Annotated in this window: 18 protein-coding genes; 8 read left to right on the top strand and 10 right to left on the bottom strand. The window is 46.7% G+C overall.

The genetic code is table 11. The features are described 5' to 3' along the window. Positions 1-301 precede the first annotated feature (301 nt). Positions 302-430, bottom strand: a complete 129-nt coding sequence (locus K2Q13_RS01845) for a hypothetical protein (RefSeq protein WP_292918950.1) — start codon at positions 428-430, stop codon at positions 302-304. Here K2Q13_RS01845 and K2Q13_RS01840 point away from each other — a divergent pair, their 5' ends adjacent. Then, complete coding sequence (locus K2Q13_RS01840; RefSeq protein WP_292918949.1) at positions 431-1447, top strand: sodium:calcium antiporter; 1017 nt, start codon at positions 431-433, stop codon at positions 1445-1447. 7 nt (positions 1448-1454) lie between these two features. On the opposite strand, the gene K2Q13_RS01835 is transcribed toward K2Q13_RS01840, so the two are convergent. Further along, positions 1455-4172 carry a cation-transporting P-type ATPase gene (locus tag K2Q13_RS01835; RefSeq protein WP_292919033.1) on the bottom strand — a complete coding sequence of 906 codons (2718 nt, stop codon included), beginning with the start codon at positions 4170-4172 and terminating at the stop codon, positions 1455-1457. A 124-nt stretch (positions 4173-4296) separates the two neighbouring features. On the opposite strand from K2Q13_RS01835, the gene K2Q13_RS01830 reads away from it, so the two are divergent. Together K2Q13_RS01830 and K2Q13_RS01825 are read left to right on the top strand one after the other, a co-directional pair. Continuing rightward, a complete protein-coding gene (locus K2Q13_RS01830) occupies positions 4297-4809 on the top strand; it encodes a protein tyrosine phosphatase family protein (RefSeq protein WP_292918948.1) in 513 nt (170 codons plus the stop codon). A 394-nt stretch (positions 4810-5203) separates the two neighbouring features. Continuing rightward, positions 5204-5518, top strand: coding sequence for a hypothetical protein (locus tag K2Q13_RS01825; protein ID WP_292918947.1), 315 nt, complete (start codon positions 5204-5206; stop codon positions 5516-5518). A gap of 51 nt (positions 5519-5569) precedes the next feature. Here K2Q13_RS01825 and K2Q13_RS01820 read toward each other — a convergent pair whose 3' ends face one another. Next, the gene (locus tag K2Q13_RS01820) at positions 5570-6046 is read right to left on the bottom strand and encodes a sulfite exporter TauE/SafE family protein (protein WP_292918946.1); all 477 of its coding nucleotides are present in this window, start codon (positions 6044-6046) and stop codon (positions 5570-5572) included. Positions 6047-6221: 175 nt separating this feature from the next. Here K2Q13_RS01820 and katG point away from each other — a divergent pair, with 175 nt between their 5' ends. Beyond that, positions 6222-8447: a catalase/peroxidase HPI gene (gene katG / locus K2Q13_RS01815; protein WP_292918945.1), complete on the top strand. Its 2226-nt coding sequence runs from the start codon at positions 6222-6224 to the stop codon at positions 8445-8447. A 177-nt stretch (positions 8448-8624) separates the two neighbouring features. Here katG and K2Q13_RS01810 read toward each other — a convergent pair whose 3' ends face one another. From K2Q13_RS01810 to K2Q13_RS01790, 5 genes are all read right to left on the bottom strand, one after another. Next, positions 8625-9452, bottom strand: coding sequence for a sulfite exporter TauE/SafE family protein (locus tag K2Q13_RS01810; RefSeq protein WP_292918944.1), 828 nt, complete (start codon positions 9450-9452; stop codon positions 8625-8627). Positions 9453-9458: 6 nt separating this feature from the next. Beyond that, on the bottom strand, positions 9459-11069 hold the full coding sequence (locus K2Q13_RS01805) for a bifunctional protein tyrosine phosphatase family protein/NAD(P)/FAD-dependent oxidoreductase (protein ID WP_292918943.1): 1611 nt from the start codon (positions 11067-11069) through the stop codon (positions 9459-9461). A gap of 109 nt (positions 11070-11178) precedes the next feature. Then, the gene (locus K2Q13_RS01800) at positions 11179-11505 is read right to left on the bottom strand and encodes a metalloregulator ArsR/SmtB family transcription factor (RefSeq protein ID WP_292918942.1); all 327 of its coding nucleotides are present in this window, start codon (positions 11503-11505) and stop codon (positions 11179-11181) included. Between the two features lie 99 nt (positions 11506-11604). Continuing rightward, entirely contained in the window at positions 11605-12021 is a 417-nt protein-coding gene (locus K2Q13_RS01795; protein WP_292918941.1) for a YeeE/YedE family protein, read from the bottom strand. Between the two features lie 32 nt (positions 12022-12053). After that, complete coding sequence (locus K2Q13_RS01790) at positions 12054-12482, bottom strand: YeeE/YedE family protein (RefSeq protein WP_292918940.1); 429 nt, start codon at positions 12480-12482, stop codon at positions 12054-12056. Between the two features lie 125 nt (positions 12483-12607). Between K2Q13_RS01790 and K2Q13_RS01785 the strand changes: the two genes are divergently transcribed. Further along, positions 12608-13468, top strand: a complete 861-nt coding sequence (locus K2Q13_RS01785) for an MBL fold metallo-hydrolase (RefSeq protein WP_292918939.1) — start codon at positions 12608-12610, stop codon at positions 13466-13468. A 189-nt stretch (positions 13469-13657) separates the two neighbouring features. Here K2Q13_RS01785 and K2Q13_RS01780 read toward each other — a convergent pair whose 3' ends face one another. Beyond that, complete coding sequence (locus K2Q13_RS01780; RefSeq protein WP_292918938.1) at positions 13658-14668, bottom strand: molecular chaperone DnaJ; 1011 nt, start codon at positions 14666-14668, stop codon at positions 13658-13660. 244 nt (positions 14669-14912) lie between these two features. Here K2Q13_RS01780 and K2Q13_RS01775 point away from each other — a divergent pair, with 244 nt between their 5' ends. The 3 genes from K2Q13_RS01775 (at position 14913) to K2Q13_RS01765 (ending at position 16604) form a co-directional block, all read left to right on the top strand. After that, a complete protein-coding gene (locus tag K2Q13_RS01775; RefSeq protein ID WP_365725022.1) occupies positions 14913-15134 on the top strand; it encodes a hemin uptake protein HemP in 222 nt (73 codons plus the stop codon). A 246-nt stretch (positions 15135-15380) separates the two neighbouring features. After that, entirely contained in the window at positions 15381-15845 is a 465-nt protein-coding gene (bfr, locus tag K2Q13_RS01770) for a bacterioferritin (protein ID WP_292918936.1), read from the top strand. Between the two features lie 120 nt (positions 15846-15965). Next, on the top strand, positions 15966-16604 hold the full coding sequence (locus K2Q13_RS01765) for a DUF2325 domain-containing protein (protein ID WP_292918935.1): 639 nt from the start codon (positions 15966-15968) through the stop codon (positions 16602-16604). Between the two features lie 315 nt (positions 16605-16919). On the opposite strand, the gene K2Q13_RS01760 is transcribed toward K2Q13_RS01765, so the two are convergent. Next, the coding region (locus tag K2Q13_RS01760) for a sigma 54-interacting transcriptional regulator (protein ID WP_292918934.1) at positions 16920-17521 on the bottom strand (602 nt) is incomplete at its 5' end.

The following is a 17521-nucleotide window of genomic DNA, read 5'->3' as shown; positions in this document are numbered from 1 at the left end:
GCGAAATGCGTGAAAACCGTGCAGCTCGGTGAATTCAGACATTAGGCGAAGGACATCCGCTTACTAATTCATTATGAGCCGATGGAATATCCCACACTGACTGGAAAATAAGGTTATTGCAAGCGACATATGCTGTGAGATCTTTGCAGAACTACTCATTTTGTTACTTAATCGACCCTGAAAAATTATCGAACAACAATTATTCCAGGCGAGCTGTCTGGAATAATGAATGTCTATAAAAATGTAGCTCTCGATGATTTGCACAGTCACTCCTGAGAAACACATAACCATTTGATGATAATCACAATATCTGACCAAGCAATGCGCTATCGAACAGAAATGCTAAGATTGCTACTTCTTTCTGCTCGATAGCATGATTAAAAATGCCCACATCCAGTCGTTCGTACCAAACACATAAAATACCTGTCACATGCTGACCGCTCTGATCATTTGGTTTGAATTTGGCCTTTGCGCCATGCTCATTGGCTTGGCAGGGACTCGATTATGCCGGTACGCCGACGTTATCGCCGACAAGACAGGTTTATCTGGAAGCTGGGTGGGTCTTATTCTACTTGCCACGGTGACTTCACTGCCCGAGCTGGTTACCGGTGTCAGTGCATTGACACTGGCAAACATACCCAATATTGCAGTGGGTAGCTTGCTGGGTAGTTGCGTATTCAACTTGACTATTCTGGTAGTACTGGATTTTCTGGTGCGTGGCGAATCATTGTACCGTCGCGCCAGCTCGAGCCACATTCTATCTGCAGGATTTGGCGTAATACTCATTGGATTTGTGGGACTAAATGTTTTACTGATCGATAAAAACACTTTTAATATCGCCCACATCGGTATTTATACACCCGCCATCATAATGTTCTATATCGTTGCCATGCGTGCAATGTATATCCATGAACGCGCGCAGGTCAGAGAGTTCGTTGAGCGGGTCGCGGATCGCTATCCGGATATAACTCTGCATCAGGCCTATCTACGCTATGCGCTGTCTGCCTTGGCGGTTATCGCTGCAGGAATATATTTACCGTTTGTGGCTGCACAATTGGCTGCACTGATGGGTTGGAACAACACCTTTGTAGGCACGCTCTTCATTGCCGGGATCACCTCACTTCCTGAACTTGCCGTCAGCATTGCCGCGTTTCGCATGGGCGCACTAGATATGGCGATTGCCAATCTATTAGGCAGCAACTTGTTCAATATTCTGATACTGGCATTGGAAGACCTCATTTTTCTTGCAGGCCCACTGCTAACGCATACTTCACCCTTGCATGCTTTTTCTGCTTTGTCGGCAGTAATCATGAGCGGCATCGTTATCGTCGGCTTGGTTTATCGACCCAGCACCCGCCTCTTCATTAGCATTGGCTGGATTAGCCTGGGTCTGTTCACACTCTATCTGCTCAACACATACGTGTTTTATCTGCATGGCGGCGAATAACTCAGATTTACAAGTTCTTAATACCTCGCTTCCTTAACAAGAATTTCTCCAGTTCAATCAGCAGAAATAAAACTATGCTAACAACAATGATTCGCCCCCAAGCCGCAGCATCCAGCGCCGCTGTGCCAAACAATTGCTGCATAATTGGCGAATAGGTAAACAGTAGCTGCAGTACCAGTAACAAACCGATCGCCAATAAAACATAACGATTACCCAAAAAACCTTGGCGCGAATAAACGGAAGCCACCAAATAGCGGCAATTGAACAAATAAACGATTTCACACATCACCAGCGTATTCACCACCACTGTCCGACCCCACTCAACACTGGATCCTTGCATGGTTTCCCAGATGTAGAGCGCAAAGCTGCCACTGATCATTAATAAAGAAACAAAGACAATGCGCCACACCAGAAATCCTGACAAAATGGATGCATTGGGATCATGCGGCGGGCGTGACATCACCCCGCTTTCCGGCCGCTCGAACGAAAGTGAAATCGCCAACGTTACCGTCGTCACCATATTGATCCATAAAATCTGTACCGGCGTAATGGGTAAAGCCATACCCAGAATGATGGCGAGTATCAGGATGCCCGCTTCGCCACCACTGGTTGGAATGATATAAACAACCGTTTTACGGATATTATCGTAGACTGTGCGACCTTCCTCCACGGCGTGCGTAATCGAAGCAAAGTTATCGTCCGTCAACACCATCTCTGCGGCTTCTTTTGCAACCTCGGTACCCTTATGTCCCATCGCAACGCCAATATCGGCACGTTTTAGCGCTGGGGCATCATTCACGCCATCTCCCGTCATCGCGACAACTGCGCCGTTCTCCTGTAAAGCTGTCACCAGCCGCAGCTTATGTTCGGGATTTGCGCGGGCAAAAATCTCCACATCTACTGCAACCTGACGCAATTGCGCATCATCCATCTTGTCCAGCTCAACACCCGTGATCGCGCGCTGGCCATCCCCAATCCCTAATTTTGCGCCGATCGCACAGGCGGTAATACGATGATCGCCGGTGATCATTTTGACCTGAATGCCGGCCGCATGGCATTGCTGCACGGCGGTGATGGCCTCCTCGCGCGGAGGATCGATAATACCCACCAATCCAAGCAGGGTAAATCCCGCTTCAGCATCTGAGAGTGCCAGTGTTTGCTGCTTTTCCTGCGCCCTGCGACTGGCCATCGCAAGTATGCGCTGACCGGTTTCACTGGCTGCGCTTATCGCGTCATGCCAGAAATCAGATTGAATCGGCTGATCTTTCCCCTCGATGCGTTGATGGCTGCACATGGCCAGCACTTTTTCCGGCGCGCCTTTGACATAAATCAGGCCCTGCCCGGCATGATCATGATGCAGCGTTGCCATGAAGCGGTGTTCCGATTCAAAAGGAATCACATCCGTGCGCGGCAATGCTTTCTGCTCAAAAACCGAATCCAGATCTGCTTTCATTGCCAACGTGATAAGCGCGCCTTCGGTCGGATCGCCCTGTATTTCCCATATTTCACCACGCTGGCATAGCGACGCATCATTACAGAGCAATCCGGCCCGGAACAATTCCAGCATATCGGCATAATCAGTAATCGCAACTTCCTTTCCATCCCGGCTAAAGCCGCCCTCTGGCGCGTAACCTACGCCACCGACTTGCAACTGATCATGCGCAGTAATGATGCTTTGCACGGTCATTTCATTACGCGTCAGTGTGCCGGTCTTATCCGTACAGATAACGGTTACCGCACCCAGCGTTTCCACTGCGGGCAATCTGCGTACAATGGCACTGCGCCGCGCCATATTCTGCACCCCCAGCGCCAGCGTAATTGTCATGATGGCCGGCAATCCTTCCGGAATTGCGGCGATGGCCATGCTCACCGCGGCCATGAAGATCTCGCCCAAGGGATAATCATGCAGCAAAAAGCCATAAACAAATATGCTCACAGCCAGAAGTAAGATTGCAATTGTCAGCCAACGGCCAAAAATTGCCATTTGCCGCAATAGCGGTGAAACCAGCTTATCGACTTGCGCGATCATCTGGCTGATACGCCCAATCTCGGTATCCTGACCGGTGGCAACCACAACGCCCATTCCTTGACCGTAAACCACCAGCGTACCCGAGTACGCCATGCAGAAACGGTCTCCGATCGCTGTCACGGCATCAACCGCTGGAATCGATTTTTCGACTGCCACGGATTCGCCGGTTAACGCAGCCTCTTCGATACGCAGATTTTTACAACTGAGCAACCGTATATCAGCAGGCACCTTGTCGCCGGATTGCAACAACACAATATCACCCGGCACCAATTGTTCCGCCGGAATTTGCGCTCGTTGCCCTGCACGCAATACAATCGCGTTGAGCGACAGCATGCGTCGGATTGCATTCAGCGCTTTTTCCGCTTTGCCTTCCTGGATAAAACCGATGACGGCGTTAATAATGACCACACCCAAAATAACGCCGCTATCTACCCAGTGCTCCAGCAATGCTGTCGCAATGGACGCGCCCAACAAGATATAAATCAGCACATTATGAAATTGCAGCAAAAAACGGATGACCACACTTTCGGATTTGGGCGGTTTTAAGCGATTTGCGCCATACTTTTCCATACGAAGTTTTACTTCCGATTGTGATAAACCACTCTGATCGGTTGCAAGTTCCTGCACAACCTGCTCCGCTGAATAGTTATGCCATGCGGGTGTTTTATCAACAATCAAATTGGAATCATACAACATCATTTTTTTCCTTTGGCGCAAGAAGCCGACGAGCAAGGTTATCAGGAATAATTTGTATTTGTTTATCCAGTACAGCTACAATGGAAATCATTTTTTCACCTTAACATAGCAAATGGGGCTTTCCATGAAATACTCTATCATTCTGATGGCACTGATGGCCATCCTGTTTACCACCTTGGCACAAGCATCCGGCCGCGTACCGTTTGGACATCAGGTCATCGAGGTACAAAACTACAGTCGCGCTACAGAACAAATCGCCATTTCAGGAATGATCAGCGATGGCGGCACGCAAGCACTGGCTGCCACCGGTTTTAAAGCCGTTATTGACTTACGCACTAGAAATGAAGGAACTGCCGAGGAAAAAGCATTGGTCGACAGGGCTGGCATGATGTACTTCAACATTCCAACCACGGTTGCGGGGATAACGAAGGAACAGGTGGCGGAATTCACCAAAATAATTGAATCAACCCCAAAGCCGGTCTTGATTCATTGTGGATCCGGTAACCGCGCAGGCGCCATGTGGGCCAGTTATCGCATTACCAAAGGCGTTGAACCGGAAGTAGCCATTGAAGAGGCGCGCAAAATGGGCTTGCGCCCCCCGCTCGAGGAAAAGCTTCGTGAAATCATGCTCAACTGAGTGGTTAGATCAGTCATTTGCTGCAAGCAGACTGAGAAAGTACTGGCGATTAGCGTGAATGAAATAACCGCTTCCGGCCGAATCAACTTTGTCGCTGTTCAAACAAAAAGTATGAAAAATATACGGGGACTATATAATTGCTTGTTAGATGTCATTTCAGGAGCTCCCGTTCTGAAATGTGGTCGATTTTGTCAAGAAAGAAACTTCTGAGATAACAATGGATCCTGTCGCCGTATATGGTGCAGTCGTTGCAACGATAGTGCTGCTCTGGGATGGAGTGAAATGGTATGCAGAGCACCAAGCGAAGCTCGATGTTCACCTTGCAACGGGGATGTGCAGTTTCAACATTCCCGAGCTTGAGGGCAAAGAGCTAATGATTCTTCGGGCCATCAACATGAGTAGTCGCGCAACTACGATCACCCACATGACAATGCAGCTTTATCCGTCTTGGTTGGCATACATCAGGCGACGACCATCACAGAGCTGGATAATTGTTGACCATCTCCCCAATCAACCCCTACCGTACGTTCTAGAGCCGGGAAAGATTTGGACAGGTACAGGATTACAGACTGAAGATGTATCGGAGATGGCAAAAGGTCGTTTGTACGTTGAGCTCATTCATGCGCTTGCCAAAACGCCAATCCGATGTCGTGTGACAGTCCGAGAAAAATCGTCACCGAAGAATGAGGAAACCCCAAGTCATGGCTAGCAGTCACGCACCTAGCCATTTCGTCGAGAGAGACCGCCCACAAGTTACAAACTAACTCATCCAAAATAACCACACAATCATCCACACCGCTATGCCCATTGAAACGACAGCAAATCCTTGTTGTAATTCCGGCTCCGCAAGATAATCGGCAATGCCACGTCCTATCAACATGCCTATTAATGCTCCGGCAGCAAATGGCAGTGCAACAGGCCAATTCATCCCGCCCAGAAAAATTGCCGATGCAACGCCGATACCTGAGATAAGCGCAATGACGGCCAGCGATGTGGCCAATATGGATTGCATCGGAAGATTGGTTGCTCTTTTCAGCGCCGGAACAACTACAAAACCACCATCGACACCCAGCAGCCCTGATATAAATCCGGTTGCAATGCCTGAATAGCCCAGCGCTCGTACGCACGGCCAGCCCCAAATTACTTTCTTCAGCCATATCCCGGCGGGCGCCACCAATATGCCGGTAACTGCGATGATCGTTCCGCCCGCATCGGTCAGTGCAAGTACAGGCGCCAAGCCGTATGCTGATTAGCAATAAACAGCCCCGTGGCAAGACCACGGGGAATCGTAAGTTTAAGATTTCCTGTTGCTGCTCTATGTTTTTTATTCATTTTCCTTTCCTTAACCTTATTAATTTGGGGTATATTATTTGATATGTACTCCAAATTTTTACGAAAAAGAGGGGATTCCAATGTTCAAACAAACGATACCTTTACTTGCTGTAATAGCGTTAGCAATATCTCCGTTAGGGCTATCAAGTTCTGCTTTTGCTCAAAGTGAACCCAAATCGAACCAGTACTGGTGGCCTGAAACACTGAACCTCAGTCCTCTTCGCCAGCACGCTGCTGAATCCGATCCAATGGGCGAAAATTTCAACTACGCTGAGGCGTTTAAAAGTCTCGACCTCAATGCCCTGAAGAAGGACATCGAGACGCTGATGACGACGTCACAGGATTGGTGGCCAGCAGACTATGGTCACTATGGGCCATTTTTTATTCGCATGGCCTGGCACAGCGCAGGTACGTACCGTATGGGTGACGGACGCGGCGGCGCTGGCGGCGGCCAACAACGATTCGAACCGCTTAACAGCTGGCCTGACAATGCTAACCTCGACAAGGCGCGGCGGTTACTTTGGCCTATCAAGCAGAAATACGGTCGGAAAATTTCATGGGCCGATCTGATGGTTCTGACGGGAAATGTCGCGCTGGAATCCATGGGTTTTAAGACTTTTGGTTTTGCCGGCGGACGTAAGGACGATTGGGAGCCTGATCTGATCTACTGGGGGCCTGAATCCAAGTTTCTCGCGGATGAGCGTTACAGTGGTGACAAGCAACTGGAGAAACCGCTCGCTGCTGTTCAGATGGGTCTGATTTACGTTAATCCAGAGGGGCCGAATGGCAACCCAGACCCGCTCGCGGCAGCGCAGGACATTCGCGACACGTTCAGCCGCATGGCGATGAACGATGAAGAGACCGTTGCACTCATCGCCGGTGGGCACACGTTCGGTAAAGCCCATGGCGCAGCCGACCCGTCCAAGTGCTTGGGTCCCGAGCCCGCAGCGGCAGACATCGAGCAGCAAGGCCTCGGCTGGCAGAATAAATGTGGCAGCGGCAATGCTGGCGACACGATCACAAGCGGTCTGGAAGGTGCATGGACTGCCAGTCCGGCGGCCTGGACCTCGCAATATCTAACCTACCTATTCGCCTTTGAGTGGGTGCAGACGAAGAGTCCTGCGGGTGCGATCCAGTGGGTTCCTGATAATAAGGGCGCATCAAACCTCGTGCCGGATGCTCACGATCCGTCAAAGCGGCATGCGCCTATTATGTTCACGACCGACCTTTCGTTAAAATTCGATCCGAGTTATCGGAAGATTGCGCAGCGCTTCCAGGAGAACCCAAAGGAATTCGAACTCGCCTTCGCCAAAGCATGGTACAAGCTGACGCACCGCGACATGGGTCCGCGTGCACGCTATCTTGGCACTGAGGTTCCTGCTGAAGAACTGCTTTGGCAAGATCCCGTTCCTGCGATCGATCACGACTTGATTAACGCACAGGATATCGCAAAGCTGAAGTCCGAGGTTCTTGCATCGGGGCTAACCGTCTCCGAACTTGTCAGAACCGCTTGGGCGTCGGCCTCCACTTTCCGCGGCACCGACATGCGCGGTGGGGCGAACGGGGCGCGCATTCGCCTTGAGCCACAGAAAAATTGGGATGTCAATAATCCGGATGAACTGGCGAAGGTGCTTAAGCACCTGGAGGACATCCAGAAAAACTTCAATCGCGCGCAATCGGGCGCAAAGCAAGTATCACTCGCCGATCTGATCATTCTGGGCGGTTCTGCAGCCATTGAACAGGCGGCAAAGAAAGCCGGCTACGACGTACAGGTTCCCTTCACACCGGGACGCACGGACGCATCGCAAGAGTATACCGATATTCATTCTTTTGCTGTGCTCGAACCGACCGCAGACGGTTTCCGCAATTACTTCAGCAAGGGTAATCGTAGTTCACCGACGGAAATGCTGATTGATCGGGCGAGCTTGCTGACCCTGACGATTCCTGAAATGACCGTTCTGGTCGGTGGTATGCGGGCCCTGAATGCAAATGCCGGACAATCTGGACAGGGTGTGCTTACCGATCGACTTGGAACGTTGAGCAATGATTTCTTCGTGAACCTGCTCAACATGTCAACGCAGTGGGCGAAATCGTCCACGTCCGAAAGTATCTATGAGGGTCGTAATCGCGAGACAGGGGCACTCAAATGGACTGCCACCCCTGTTGATCTTATTTTCGGGTCGAACTCGGAGCTGCGTGCTGTCGCAGAAGTCTATGCAGCTGACGATGCACAAGAGAAGTTTGTCCGTGACTTTGTTGATGCATGGGTCAAGGTAATGACCCTCGATCGCTTTGACCTGCGTTGATCCCGTTGAAAATGGTGCTCGAGAAGTTCTGTAAAGCTTTTCGTGACCTATAAAACATGAGACAGCGGCGTTTAATATGCTGCCGCTCTACTTCGTAGAGCGAACTCAGTCATTCAGCATCAGATTAAATGGAGATTAATTCTTGCAGTTTTCAGATCTAGCTTGAGCTATTACAAGCTAGCTGATCCAAAATAACCGAACAATCATCCAAACCGCTATGCCCATCGAGACAACGGCAAATCCCTGTTGTAATTTCGGCCCCGCAAGATAATCGGCAATGCCACGTCCTATCAACATGCCTGCCAATGCTCCGGCAGCAAATGGCAGTGCAACAGGCCAATTCATCCCGCCCAGAAAAGTTGCCGACGCAACGCCGATACCTGAGATAAGTGCAATGACGGCCAGCGATGTGGCCAGTATGGATTTCATTGGAAGATTGGTTGCTCTTTTCAACGCCGGCACAACCACAAAACCACCGCCGACGCCCAGCAGCCCTGATATAAATCCGGTTGCAATGCCTGAATAGCCCAGCGCTCGAACGCACGGCCAGCCCCAAATTAAACGACCTCGTTCGTATTCCAAACGGCAGGGAATTGCAGCAGAGTCAGATTGCAGATCTGCCGCATTCCTTTCTTCAGCCATCGGCTGCGTGCTGTGTCGCAACATATTGACAGCAACATAAAACAAAACCAATGCAAATAACACTGTCAAAGGTGCATTCGGCAGCTTCTGCGCCAGCCAAATCCCGGCGGGCGCCACCAATATTCCGGTAACTGCTATAAATCCCGCCGCGCGGTAACGCACTTTTCCCTGCCGCAGCGCAATGAGCGCGCCAATGGCTGATGACAGGCATACTGCGAGCAAGGCGATCGGAGCGGATTCGGCAACCGTGAAATGCAACCCGAAGATGAGTAAGGGTACTGCGATGATCGTTCCGCCCGCACCGGTTAGCGCAAGCACAGCGCCGGCACCGGCGCCAAGCAGTATGCTGGTTAGCAAAATCACGCTAACTCAGCGTGACTTGCGAGGATGAGCAAGCCATTCCTTGCCTTTTAACATGCCATTCCAGTAAATCCATGGAAAAACAGTCTGCTTGAAAAACCAATAGAGCTTACTCGGTGCGGTTGGATTAAATGGGAAGGTGGGCAGTAGCTTTCCGCCAAAACCAAATTCAGCCAGGATTACCTTGCCATTTTCCACAGTCAGCGGACATGCGCCATAGCCGTCGTAAGAAGCGGTAAATTCCCGGTCTTCTTTTTCAGCCAACAGATTCTCGGCCACAACAACAATTTGCTTTCGGGCGGCGGCTGCAGTTTTCGCATTGGGCGAAGAACAAGCGTCCCCCAGAGAAAATATATTCGAATAATCGGTATGTTGCAGTGTCTTTTCATTCACCTTGCAAAACCCGCTGGCGTCCGCCAAAGGGCTATCACGCAGAAAGTCCGGTGCCATTTGTGGCGGCGTCACATGCAATAAATCGAACGGTTTTGCTTCGCGTACTATCGTGCCATCAGCATCCTTAATTTCAAAGTAGGCGATTTTTTGCGTTCCGTCCACTTTGACCAGGTTGGAATTAAATACCAATTTCGCATGGTAGCGTTTGACATACTCCATCAAAGGCGGCACAAAATCAGCCACACCAAACAACACGGCACCTGCTGTATCAAACTCAACGTCTATGCTATCCAAACAATCTGTTTGCAGCCAGTGATCGCACGAAAGATACATGGCTTTTTGTGGTGCACCAGCGCATTTGATGGGCATGGGCGGCTGGGTAAAAATTGCCTTCCCGGATTTAAGTTCTCGCACCAGTTCCCAGGTATAAGGCGCCAAATCATGACGGTAATTTGATGTAACGCCATTCTTACCCAGCGTTTCTTCCAATCCCTCAACCTTTTCCCATGCTGTGCGGATACCAGGACAAACAATTAACTGCCGGTAGCCAATCACTCGACCATCATCCAGACGCACTTTGTTGCTTTCCGGATCAAATACAGCTGCGGCCGCCTGGACCCACTCTGCGTTTCTGGGAATCACATCTGCCATCGGTTTCACTGTTTCCGCAATGTCGTATGTACCGCCCCCGACCAGCGTCCAGGCAGGTTGATAATAATGTTCACTGCTGGGTTCGATGATTGCAATACGCAGCGTTGGTCGCCGTTTGAGTAGGCTAGCAGTGACTCCGATGCCAGCTGAACCGCCACCAATAACGACCACATCGAAAGCATTCCCCCAATTACAGGCGTCAAAGACTGAATCCTGTGCCTTCACATCATTACTGGCGCTTTGCCGGGCCATCTCATGCAAAGCAGTCGCGCGTCTACCGGAGTTACAAAACGCCAAAACCGGTTTAGGCAACTCAGTCATCAGTTTCTGAAAAGCTTTAACACGCTCGGTAGGAACCGAGCCCATCTTGACAGGCAAATAAGCGAAGGCAATACCTAGCGTTTTAGCCACTGCTTCCAGCTCTTCACTATGCGGCTGATTCTCGCCGCCTTCATAGTCCGGGCGATTACAAATAATCGACTTGTAACCAGCCGCCGCTAGTTCATTGATGTCATCAATGCTGATTTGACCGCTCACCGAAAACGTGTGATCCAGTTTAATAATATCAATGGGCATGCCTATTCTCCTTTATTAGCCTGTAATTTAATAGCCTAGCTACGACTTCCGTTTATATAGAATCCTTCTCCAAAAAGATCTATAAGCACTGCAACTAATCTTTAGCCTCTTACGCGGAATGCTTCTTGCAGTAAAGGTTGAATAACGTCTCCATAACTTGAATAGCCTCCAGGCTTGCTAAGCTATAGTAAATGTACTTGCCTCTTCGTTCTGTCGAAACCAGATTTTCTTCTCGCAGTACGGTTAATTGCTGCGATAAGGTGGGTTGATGAATGCCCAATAATGCTTCCAATTCACCCACATTCCGTGTTCCTTGGCTAAGTTCGCATAAAATGAGCAATCGATCTTCATTGGCGAGAATTTTCAGCAATGCACACGCATCCGCAGCCGATGTATGCAACGTTGTCATACTGTTTAAAGCTGATTGTGTCTTCATGTTTTATCATATTTTAGAGTAATTATTCGAGGCCTCGAAATTCAACAATGATCACAAGGATATTAATCCTAATTTATTTTATAGAAATTGTCAGTAAACTTATTGATGTTTCTGCTGAATAGCTTCGAAAACCCCCATCCCCAATAACATTGCCGCAAGAAAAATGATAGCCTCCAGGCTACCGGATCCAACCAGAACTAACGCTGGTCCAGGGCAAATTCCAGCGATTCCCCAGCCGATCCCGAACACAATTCCACCTAATATCAGCCGAGCATCAATTTTGGTAACACCCGGTATCTGCATTGATTCACCTAAGTAGCTTTTCTTCCGCTTCTTCGCAATGGCAAAAGCTAAAGAGCCCACCGCCACCGCACCAACCATCACCCATGCCAATGAAGGGTCCCAACGACCGGTTACATCAAGAAAAGCTAATACGATTGCTGGATTAACCATACCGGACAAAATAATTCCTAATCCGAACACAATTCCAGACACCCATGCCATCAAACCAACCATTTGATATCCTCCATTACGCACAGCTACTTAAACTAATTAGTAAACACATGTCTTACCCAATAAACCGTCATCATAGCCGTCACTATAAATAGGGCTGTTGCTACAAAAGAACGGGAAGATCCTCGCGATAATCCACAAACACCATGACCGCTCGTGCACCCAGATCCCAATCTTGTACCGAAACCAACCAATAAGCCAGCTAATATCAACATCATATGACTGGTTTCAATTTGTATCTCCGGCAGAGCGAAAAAAAACTTCCAACTAGTGACTGATAAAACCAGTCCTAAAATAAATGCGATGCGCCAACTAACATCCCCCCTTTGCAAGCGGAATAAACCGCCTATAATTCCGGATATACCGGCAACACGGCCATTAAACAGTAATAACAAAGTCACCGCAAAACCTATAGCTAGCCCCCCTGCCATTGCATGCCATGATAATAAGTCCGGATAATTCATATGCCCCCCTATACTGAGAAAATAATACTATCGTTTCCATTATTATGATATATATATAAACATAATGATATCTATTTGTATGTTTTCAACAGAAATTTAGCCTCAAAAACAACTCGGAGAATAATATGAAACCCACTATTGAAGCATTCTTTGATACGGTAACACAGACCATCAGTTATGTTATTTTTGATGAAGCTGGAGGCTACTGCGCCATAATTGATCCTGTTCTGGATTACGATCCCAAAGCCAGCAAAACCTTTACTCATATAGCTGACAAAATAATTGCATTTATTCAAGATCAACGCCTTTCGGTGCAGTGGATTTTAGAAACACATGCGCATGCGGATCATTTATCATCGGCCGATTATCTTAGAAATCGGCTAGGTGGAAAAATCGGCATTGGCCAGAATATTCCCGCAGTTCAGAAAACATTCAAAAAGATTTTTAACTTTGGTGATGAATTCATACCCGACGGTCATCATTTCGACCATCTATTTGCTGACGGCGAATCGTTTCAGATCGGAAAAATTACGGCTAAAACCATTGCAGTATCAGGCCACACACCCGCCGACATCGCATATCAAATCAACGATGTGATCTTTGTGGGTGATACGCTTTTTATGCCGGATGTTGGCACTGCTCGTGCAGATTTTCCCGGAGGCGACGCACGCCATCTGTTTAAATCCATTCAAAAAATACTGGCATTCCCACCGGAAACCCGCCTATTGATGTGCCACGATTACCCTCCCACCAATCGCCCGGCAGAGTGGGAGTGTACGGTTGCTGAACAACGCGCGCACAACATTCATGTCCACGTTGGAATTACTGAAGACGAATTTGTAAAGATGCGCAATGCACGCGATGCAACGCTAGGAATGCCTAATTTGTTACTTCCATCGATACAGACAAACATCAGAGGCGGGAAATTACCGCCAGTCGAACCTAATGGGGTTTCCTATTTTAAAATACCGATTAACTTAATTTGACGCGTGACATTAAAATTTACATATTACTTGAAGAAAATCATATTCTTATCTCAACCGAAAACCACCGGTTGTTAAGAATGTTTTCGTAGCAATCGATATGTAAGGAAGAGACAAGCGAGACAAACTGTTTAAACCTAATGATGAACAGACTGAGCTTGTTTCTAATACCAATAGCTATTCAATATCCTGTTAAACCTGCAATGTGACAAAGTTGCCATGTTGTTGATCGAATTTTACCGCAATAAAGCGTGTGCCCACAGAAATTCCATGACTCTCGTGTCGTTTATGCGTTACCTCGGCTACCGCTTGAAAATTCGGCGCGTCGATTTTTATAACGTCCTTGAAATCCAGTATCACATCAGTCAAAAAGCGTATGCCTGCAGGTGATAAATCTTGAAAAACACCTTGCACCGGACGACCCGGCCAAAACAAGTAAAAAACCAACTCACCCCTCACTGGAATGCGCATCATAGTGCGGCGTGTTGACTCCATGTTTTTATGATTCAATAGAAGCAGAGGGCTTGCACATTCCAAACAACTTTCACTTTGGTAAAAGCCTGTTTGCGGCACATATGGCGTCTTACAGAAAAAACAATAATGCGTAATCATCGTCCGATATGGTTTGACAGAGTATTCTGCTGCGTCTAATTCGGGGATCAAGCTGGGTAGATTAGTCTTCTTATTTGCTGTTTCTTTCGTAGCACGAAGTAAATTGCTCATTAAAAGTGCGTCATACTGCATACGCGCCGCCGGATCAGATAAAATTCGATAAGCTTCATCAAGCAATGCTTTATCTTGAAAAGAATCTTTTTTTAATATCTGATAACTCGCCTTAATCGTCGTAATTGGTGCATCAGGTTGAACTTGAAGAATGCGATAATAATTACGTTGATTCAAACTATCCGTACGTTCCCTATACTTTTGCTCTGCTTCAAGCTTGACACTGGGTCCTAATGCGCCCTGACTAAGAATTTTAATATGATATCGATCTAATAACTCTTGATCATATACATCCCGTTTGAGCGGATCCCCTAGCGTACTATAAGCAAGATTAAGTAAACTTACATTCCAGTCCGGACTGGCCAGTTCAGGATGCGTCACAAGTTTTTGCATCAATACCCAATAACTTTCCTTAACAATCGTCATCGGTGCATCAGGCTGAATGTGAAGAATTCGATAGAAATTTCGCCGCTCGATCATGATTACTGAGAATTTTAGCACCTTATTAGTCGATTTATCGGCGGCGTTGGTAGCAAGTGAAACTTTTAAAAAACAACTCGCGTCAATAGACACTATCTATATAGTTCTCATGACAAATTAACCTGATCAGATAAGGTTCAGCTGAATGCTGCAATGGCTGGTCTCCCGACAGTTAATATCGAAATCAATAGTACTTTAATTCTAACTTTGGATTACGCTTGCATTTTATCAGCACATCTATATAATGAGAACAATTCTCATTATCATCTTTATATTAATTATGAACGCCCAACCGCTAACTCAATCGATGACGAAAAATTCGCATCAATCGGAACTAACAAGCTTCAATGCACGGATAGATAGCAACTCCTTATTTAAAAATGGCGATGTTGTCTTTATATTGCATAAAGGTGAACAATACACACTACGACGCACACGAAACGGCAAGTTAATCCTGAACAAATAGTGGATTGTGAGCACAGATCATGTATATTAATACTTGTAGTTATTAGCGGTTCGCATACAAAAACCATTCTCAACTGTGATGAAGGTAAGCGAATGCATGACATGGGCTTATGATAGGAATTCTTATTTAAGAACAATTTCTTGACACATAATATAATGTCAAGCAATAAACAATTTGACTGTAACTGAGCAATATCTTTTCAAATGAATTCAGCCCACATAAAAATATTTGTCTTAGGAGCTAAAAATGAAAGGTAACGTAGATATTATTCGCTGGCTAAACCAGCAATTACAACATGAATTAACAGCCATTAACCAATATTTTCTGCATGCTCGCATGTACAAGAATTGGGGATTTGAGAGCCTCGGAAAACACGAGTTTGAAGAATCCTGCGAAGAAATGAAGCACGCTGATCTTCTGATTGAAAGAATTTTGTTTCTGGAAGGTTTACCCAACCTACAAGATCTAGGAAAACTAATGATTGGTGAGACTGCTGAAGAATGTATCGCTTGTGATCTAAAACTTGAATCAACATCGCGGGTAACTCTGCTAGCTGCAATAGCGGCCTGTGAATCGACCCAGGACTTTGCATCCCGAGAAATCTTTGAGCATATTCTTGAAGATACCGAAGAGCATATTGATTGGCTGGAAACTCAGCTCGGGGTCATGCAAAAGGTCGGCATCCATAACTGGCTACAAAGTCAGATATAGCGTTCTCAATACTGCTGGAGTTCCTCTTCCTTCTCCAGCAGTACATTTAGCCAGCCAGCCCATTTTTTATGGTCAGCCAGCCATTTTTTTACTTGCTGAAAATTTGAAGGAGATTCTATTATGAAATTTCTCAAGAAGCAGGCTGCTATGACCACATCGTGCACTATTTCTCATTATCATTACCCCACTTCGGCATATACAGATACTTCACTATCGTATCGGAAAGTTTTACAAAGATTTGTAAAACTTGCGCAGCTACTGAAGCAAAATTTGATACATCTCAAACAAAAACTGGTCAAAGAGCATTCAGTTGCGACTAGAGATTTTCGCATTATCGATTGGGCGCCTTTGATTAAATCATCTTCCTTAATAGAAATTAGTGACGGCACAAACTATGGCAACCCAGCCGACAGATACTATGACAATCCATTAACTGGAAAAACCATTCTATGCGTGGGAGGAAGAATCAAACTTTATCCAGAATATAATCAGATAGTAAAAAAATTCGGCGGTACATTCATATCATTTCATGGTGATTCAAATGACACACTGAATAATTTATTTCTACTTATGGAGAAGACAGCTGATATGATTATTTGTCCAGTCGATTGTATCAATCATGAAGCATTCCAGACTGTCAAATATTACTGCAGATCTTCCGGAAAACCATGTGTCCTACTAGATCGTTCGACAATCAATAGTTTTAGGATGGGCATTCGCATGTTAGCCAAAATGATGACTAAGAAAACTGGCCATTGATCCAAGCTTATTATCTTGAATAGTTTGAATGTAAGCAGAGAAGCGGGAATCAACAGTGAATTCCAATTGAAGACAAGATCGGACAAGGGAGCCGCTCTGGCTGTGAGCGTTTTTAATTACAATTTCGACCAGATATAATCGTAAATTTTAACATTTTATACGCATAATTGATTGGTTAACAAAGAATTTTTCTTACTATCGGCCGTATGTTTCTCAGGAGTAGCCGCGCAAACCTAACTGCTGCTTAACCAGAATGATTCCATTGCGACAGCACATATTATCAGCAAACTAACCGAGTGATGCAGATTGCTGAAATTATTCAGGCTTCTTAATTCCATACAATTTCATCCTGTAAGCAAATGTAGAAGGTTTGATGCCAAGTAACTCAGCTGCACCGTCTGTGCCAGATATGCGCCAGTCTGCGTGTCGTAAGACTGCATACATGTTTATTTTTTCTTTGTCACGTAAAACAGCATCTGTAACGAATTCTGATTCTTCGGAGTGCGGTGTATATACTTGGATTTTCTTTGTTTCGACATGGTCTGGCATAGCAAGATCAAGCCTGAGCCGCCTACCTTTTGTGAGAATTACTGCCCGTTCAATGACATTTTTAAGCTCTCTAATATTACCCGGCCAATGATATTTCTTTAGGCCATCAAGCTGTTGCTGGGTTAATGATAAAGAGTCATGTCCTAGCTCTGTACAAATACTATTAAGAAAATGGGTTGCTAGAGGGCCGATATCTTTGACGCGCTCTCGCAATGGCGGCACTTCAATAGGAAAAACACTTAGGCGATAATACAAATCTTCACGAAACCTCCCAGCATCGACTTCAGTCTTCAGATTGCGGTTGGTCGCAGCGATAATACGCACATCAATTTTAATAGTTTTATCATCTCCTACACGCTCAAATTCAT

Origin of the sequence: Nitrosomonas sp. (genome assembly GCF_019752095.1) — a bacterium.
In the GTDB taxonomy this organism is placed as follows: domain Bacteria; phylum Pseudomonadota; class Gammaproteobacteria; order Burkholderiales; family Nitrosomonadaceae; genus Nitrosomonas.
This window is presented reverse-complemented; position numbering and strand designations above follow the sequence as displayed.

Coding starts and splice junctions, on each gene's coding strand:
- K2Q13_RS01830 (WP_292918948.1), top strand. CDS start 4,297: ATGAAATACTCTATCATTCTGATGGCACTGATGGCCATCCTGTTTACC.
- bfr (WP_292918936.1), top strand. CDS start 15,381: ATGAAAGGTAACGTAGATATTATTCGCTGGCTAAACCAGCAATTACAA.
- K2Q13_RS01775 (WP_365725022.1), top strand. CDS start 14,913: ATGAGAACAATTCTCATTATCATCTTTATATTAATTATGAACGCCCAA.
- K2Q13_RS01790 (WP_292918940.1), bottom strand. CDS start 12,482: ATGAATTATCCGGACTTATTATCATGGCATGCAATGGCAGGGGGGCTA.
- K2Q13_RS01800 (WP_292918942.1), bottom strand. CDS start 11,505: ATGAAGACACAATCAGCTTTAAACAGTATGACAACGTTGCATACATCG.
- K2Q13_RS01765 (WP_292918935.1), top strand. CDS start 15,966: ATGAAATTTCTCAAGAAGCAGGCTGCTATGACCACATCGTGCACTATT.
- K2Q13_RS01780 (WP_292918938.1), bottom strand. CDS start 14,668: ATGATCGAGCGGCGAAATTTCTATCGAATTCTTCACATTCAGCCTGAT.
- K2Q13_RS01825 (WP_292918947.1), top strand. CDS start 5,204: ATGAGTAGTCGCGCAACTACGATCACCCACATGACAATGCAGCTTTAT.
- K2Q13_RS01805 (WP_292918943.1), bottom strand. CDS start 11,069: ATGCCCATTGATATTATTAAACTGGATCACACGTTTTCGGTGAGCGGT.
- K2Q13_RS01785 (WP_292918939.1), top strand. CDS start 12,608: ATGAAACCCACTATTGAAGCATTCTTTGATACGGTAACACAGACCATC.
- K2Q13_RS01840 (WP_292918949.1), top strand. CDS start 431: ATGCTGACCGCTCTGATCATTTGGTTTGAATTTGGCCTTTGCGCCATG.
- katG (WP_292918945.1), top strand. CDS start 6,222: ATGTTCAAACAAACGATACCTTTACTTGCTGTAATAGCGTTAGCAATA.
- K2Q13_RS01835 (WP_292919033.1), bottom strand. CDS start 4,172: ATGTTGTATGATTCCAATTTGATTGTTGATAAAACACCCGCATGGCAT.
- K2Q13_RS01795 (WP_292918941.1), bottom strand. CDS start 12,021: ATGGTTGGTTTGATGGCATGGGTGTCTGGAATTGTGTTCGGATTAGGA.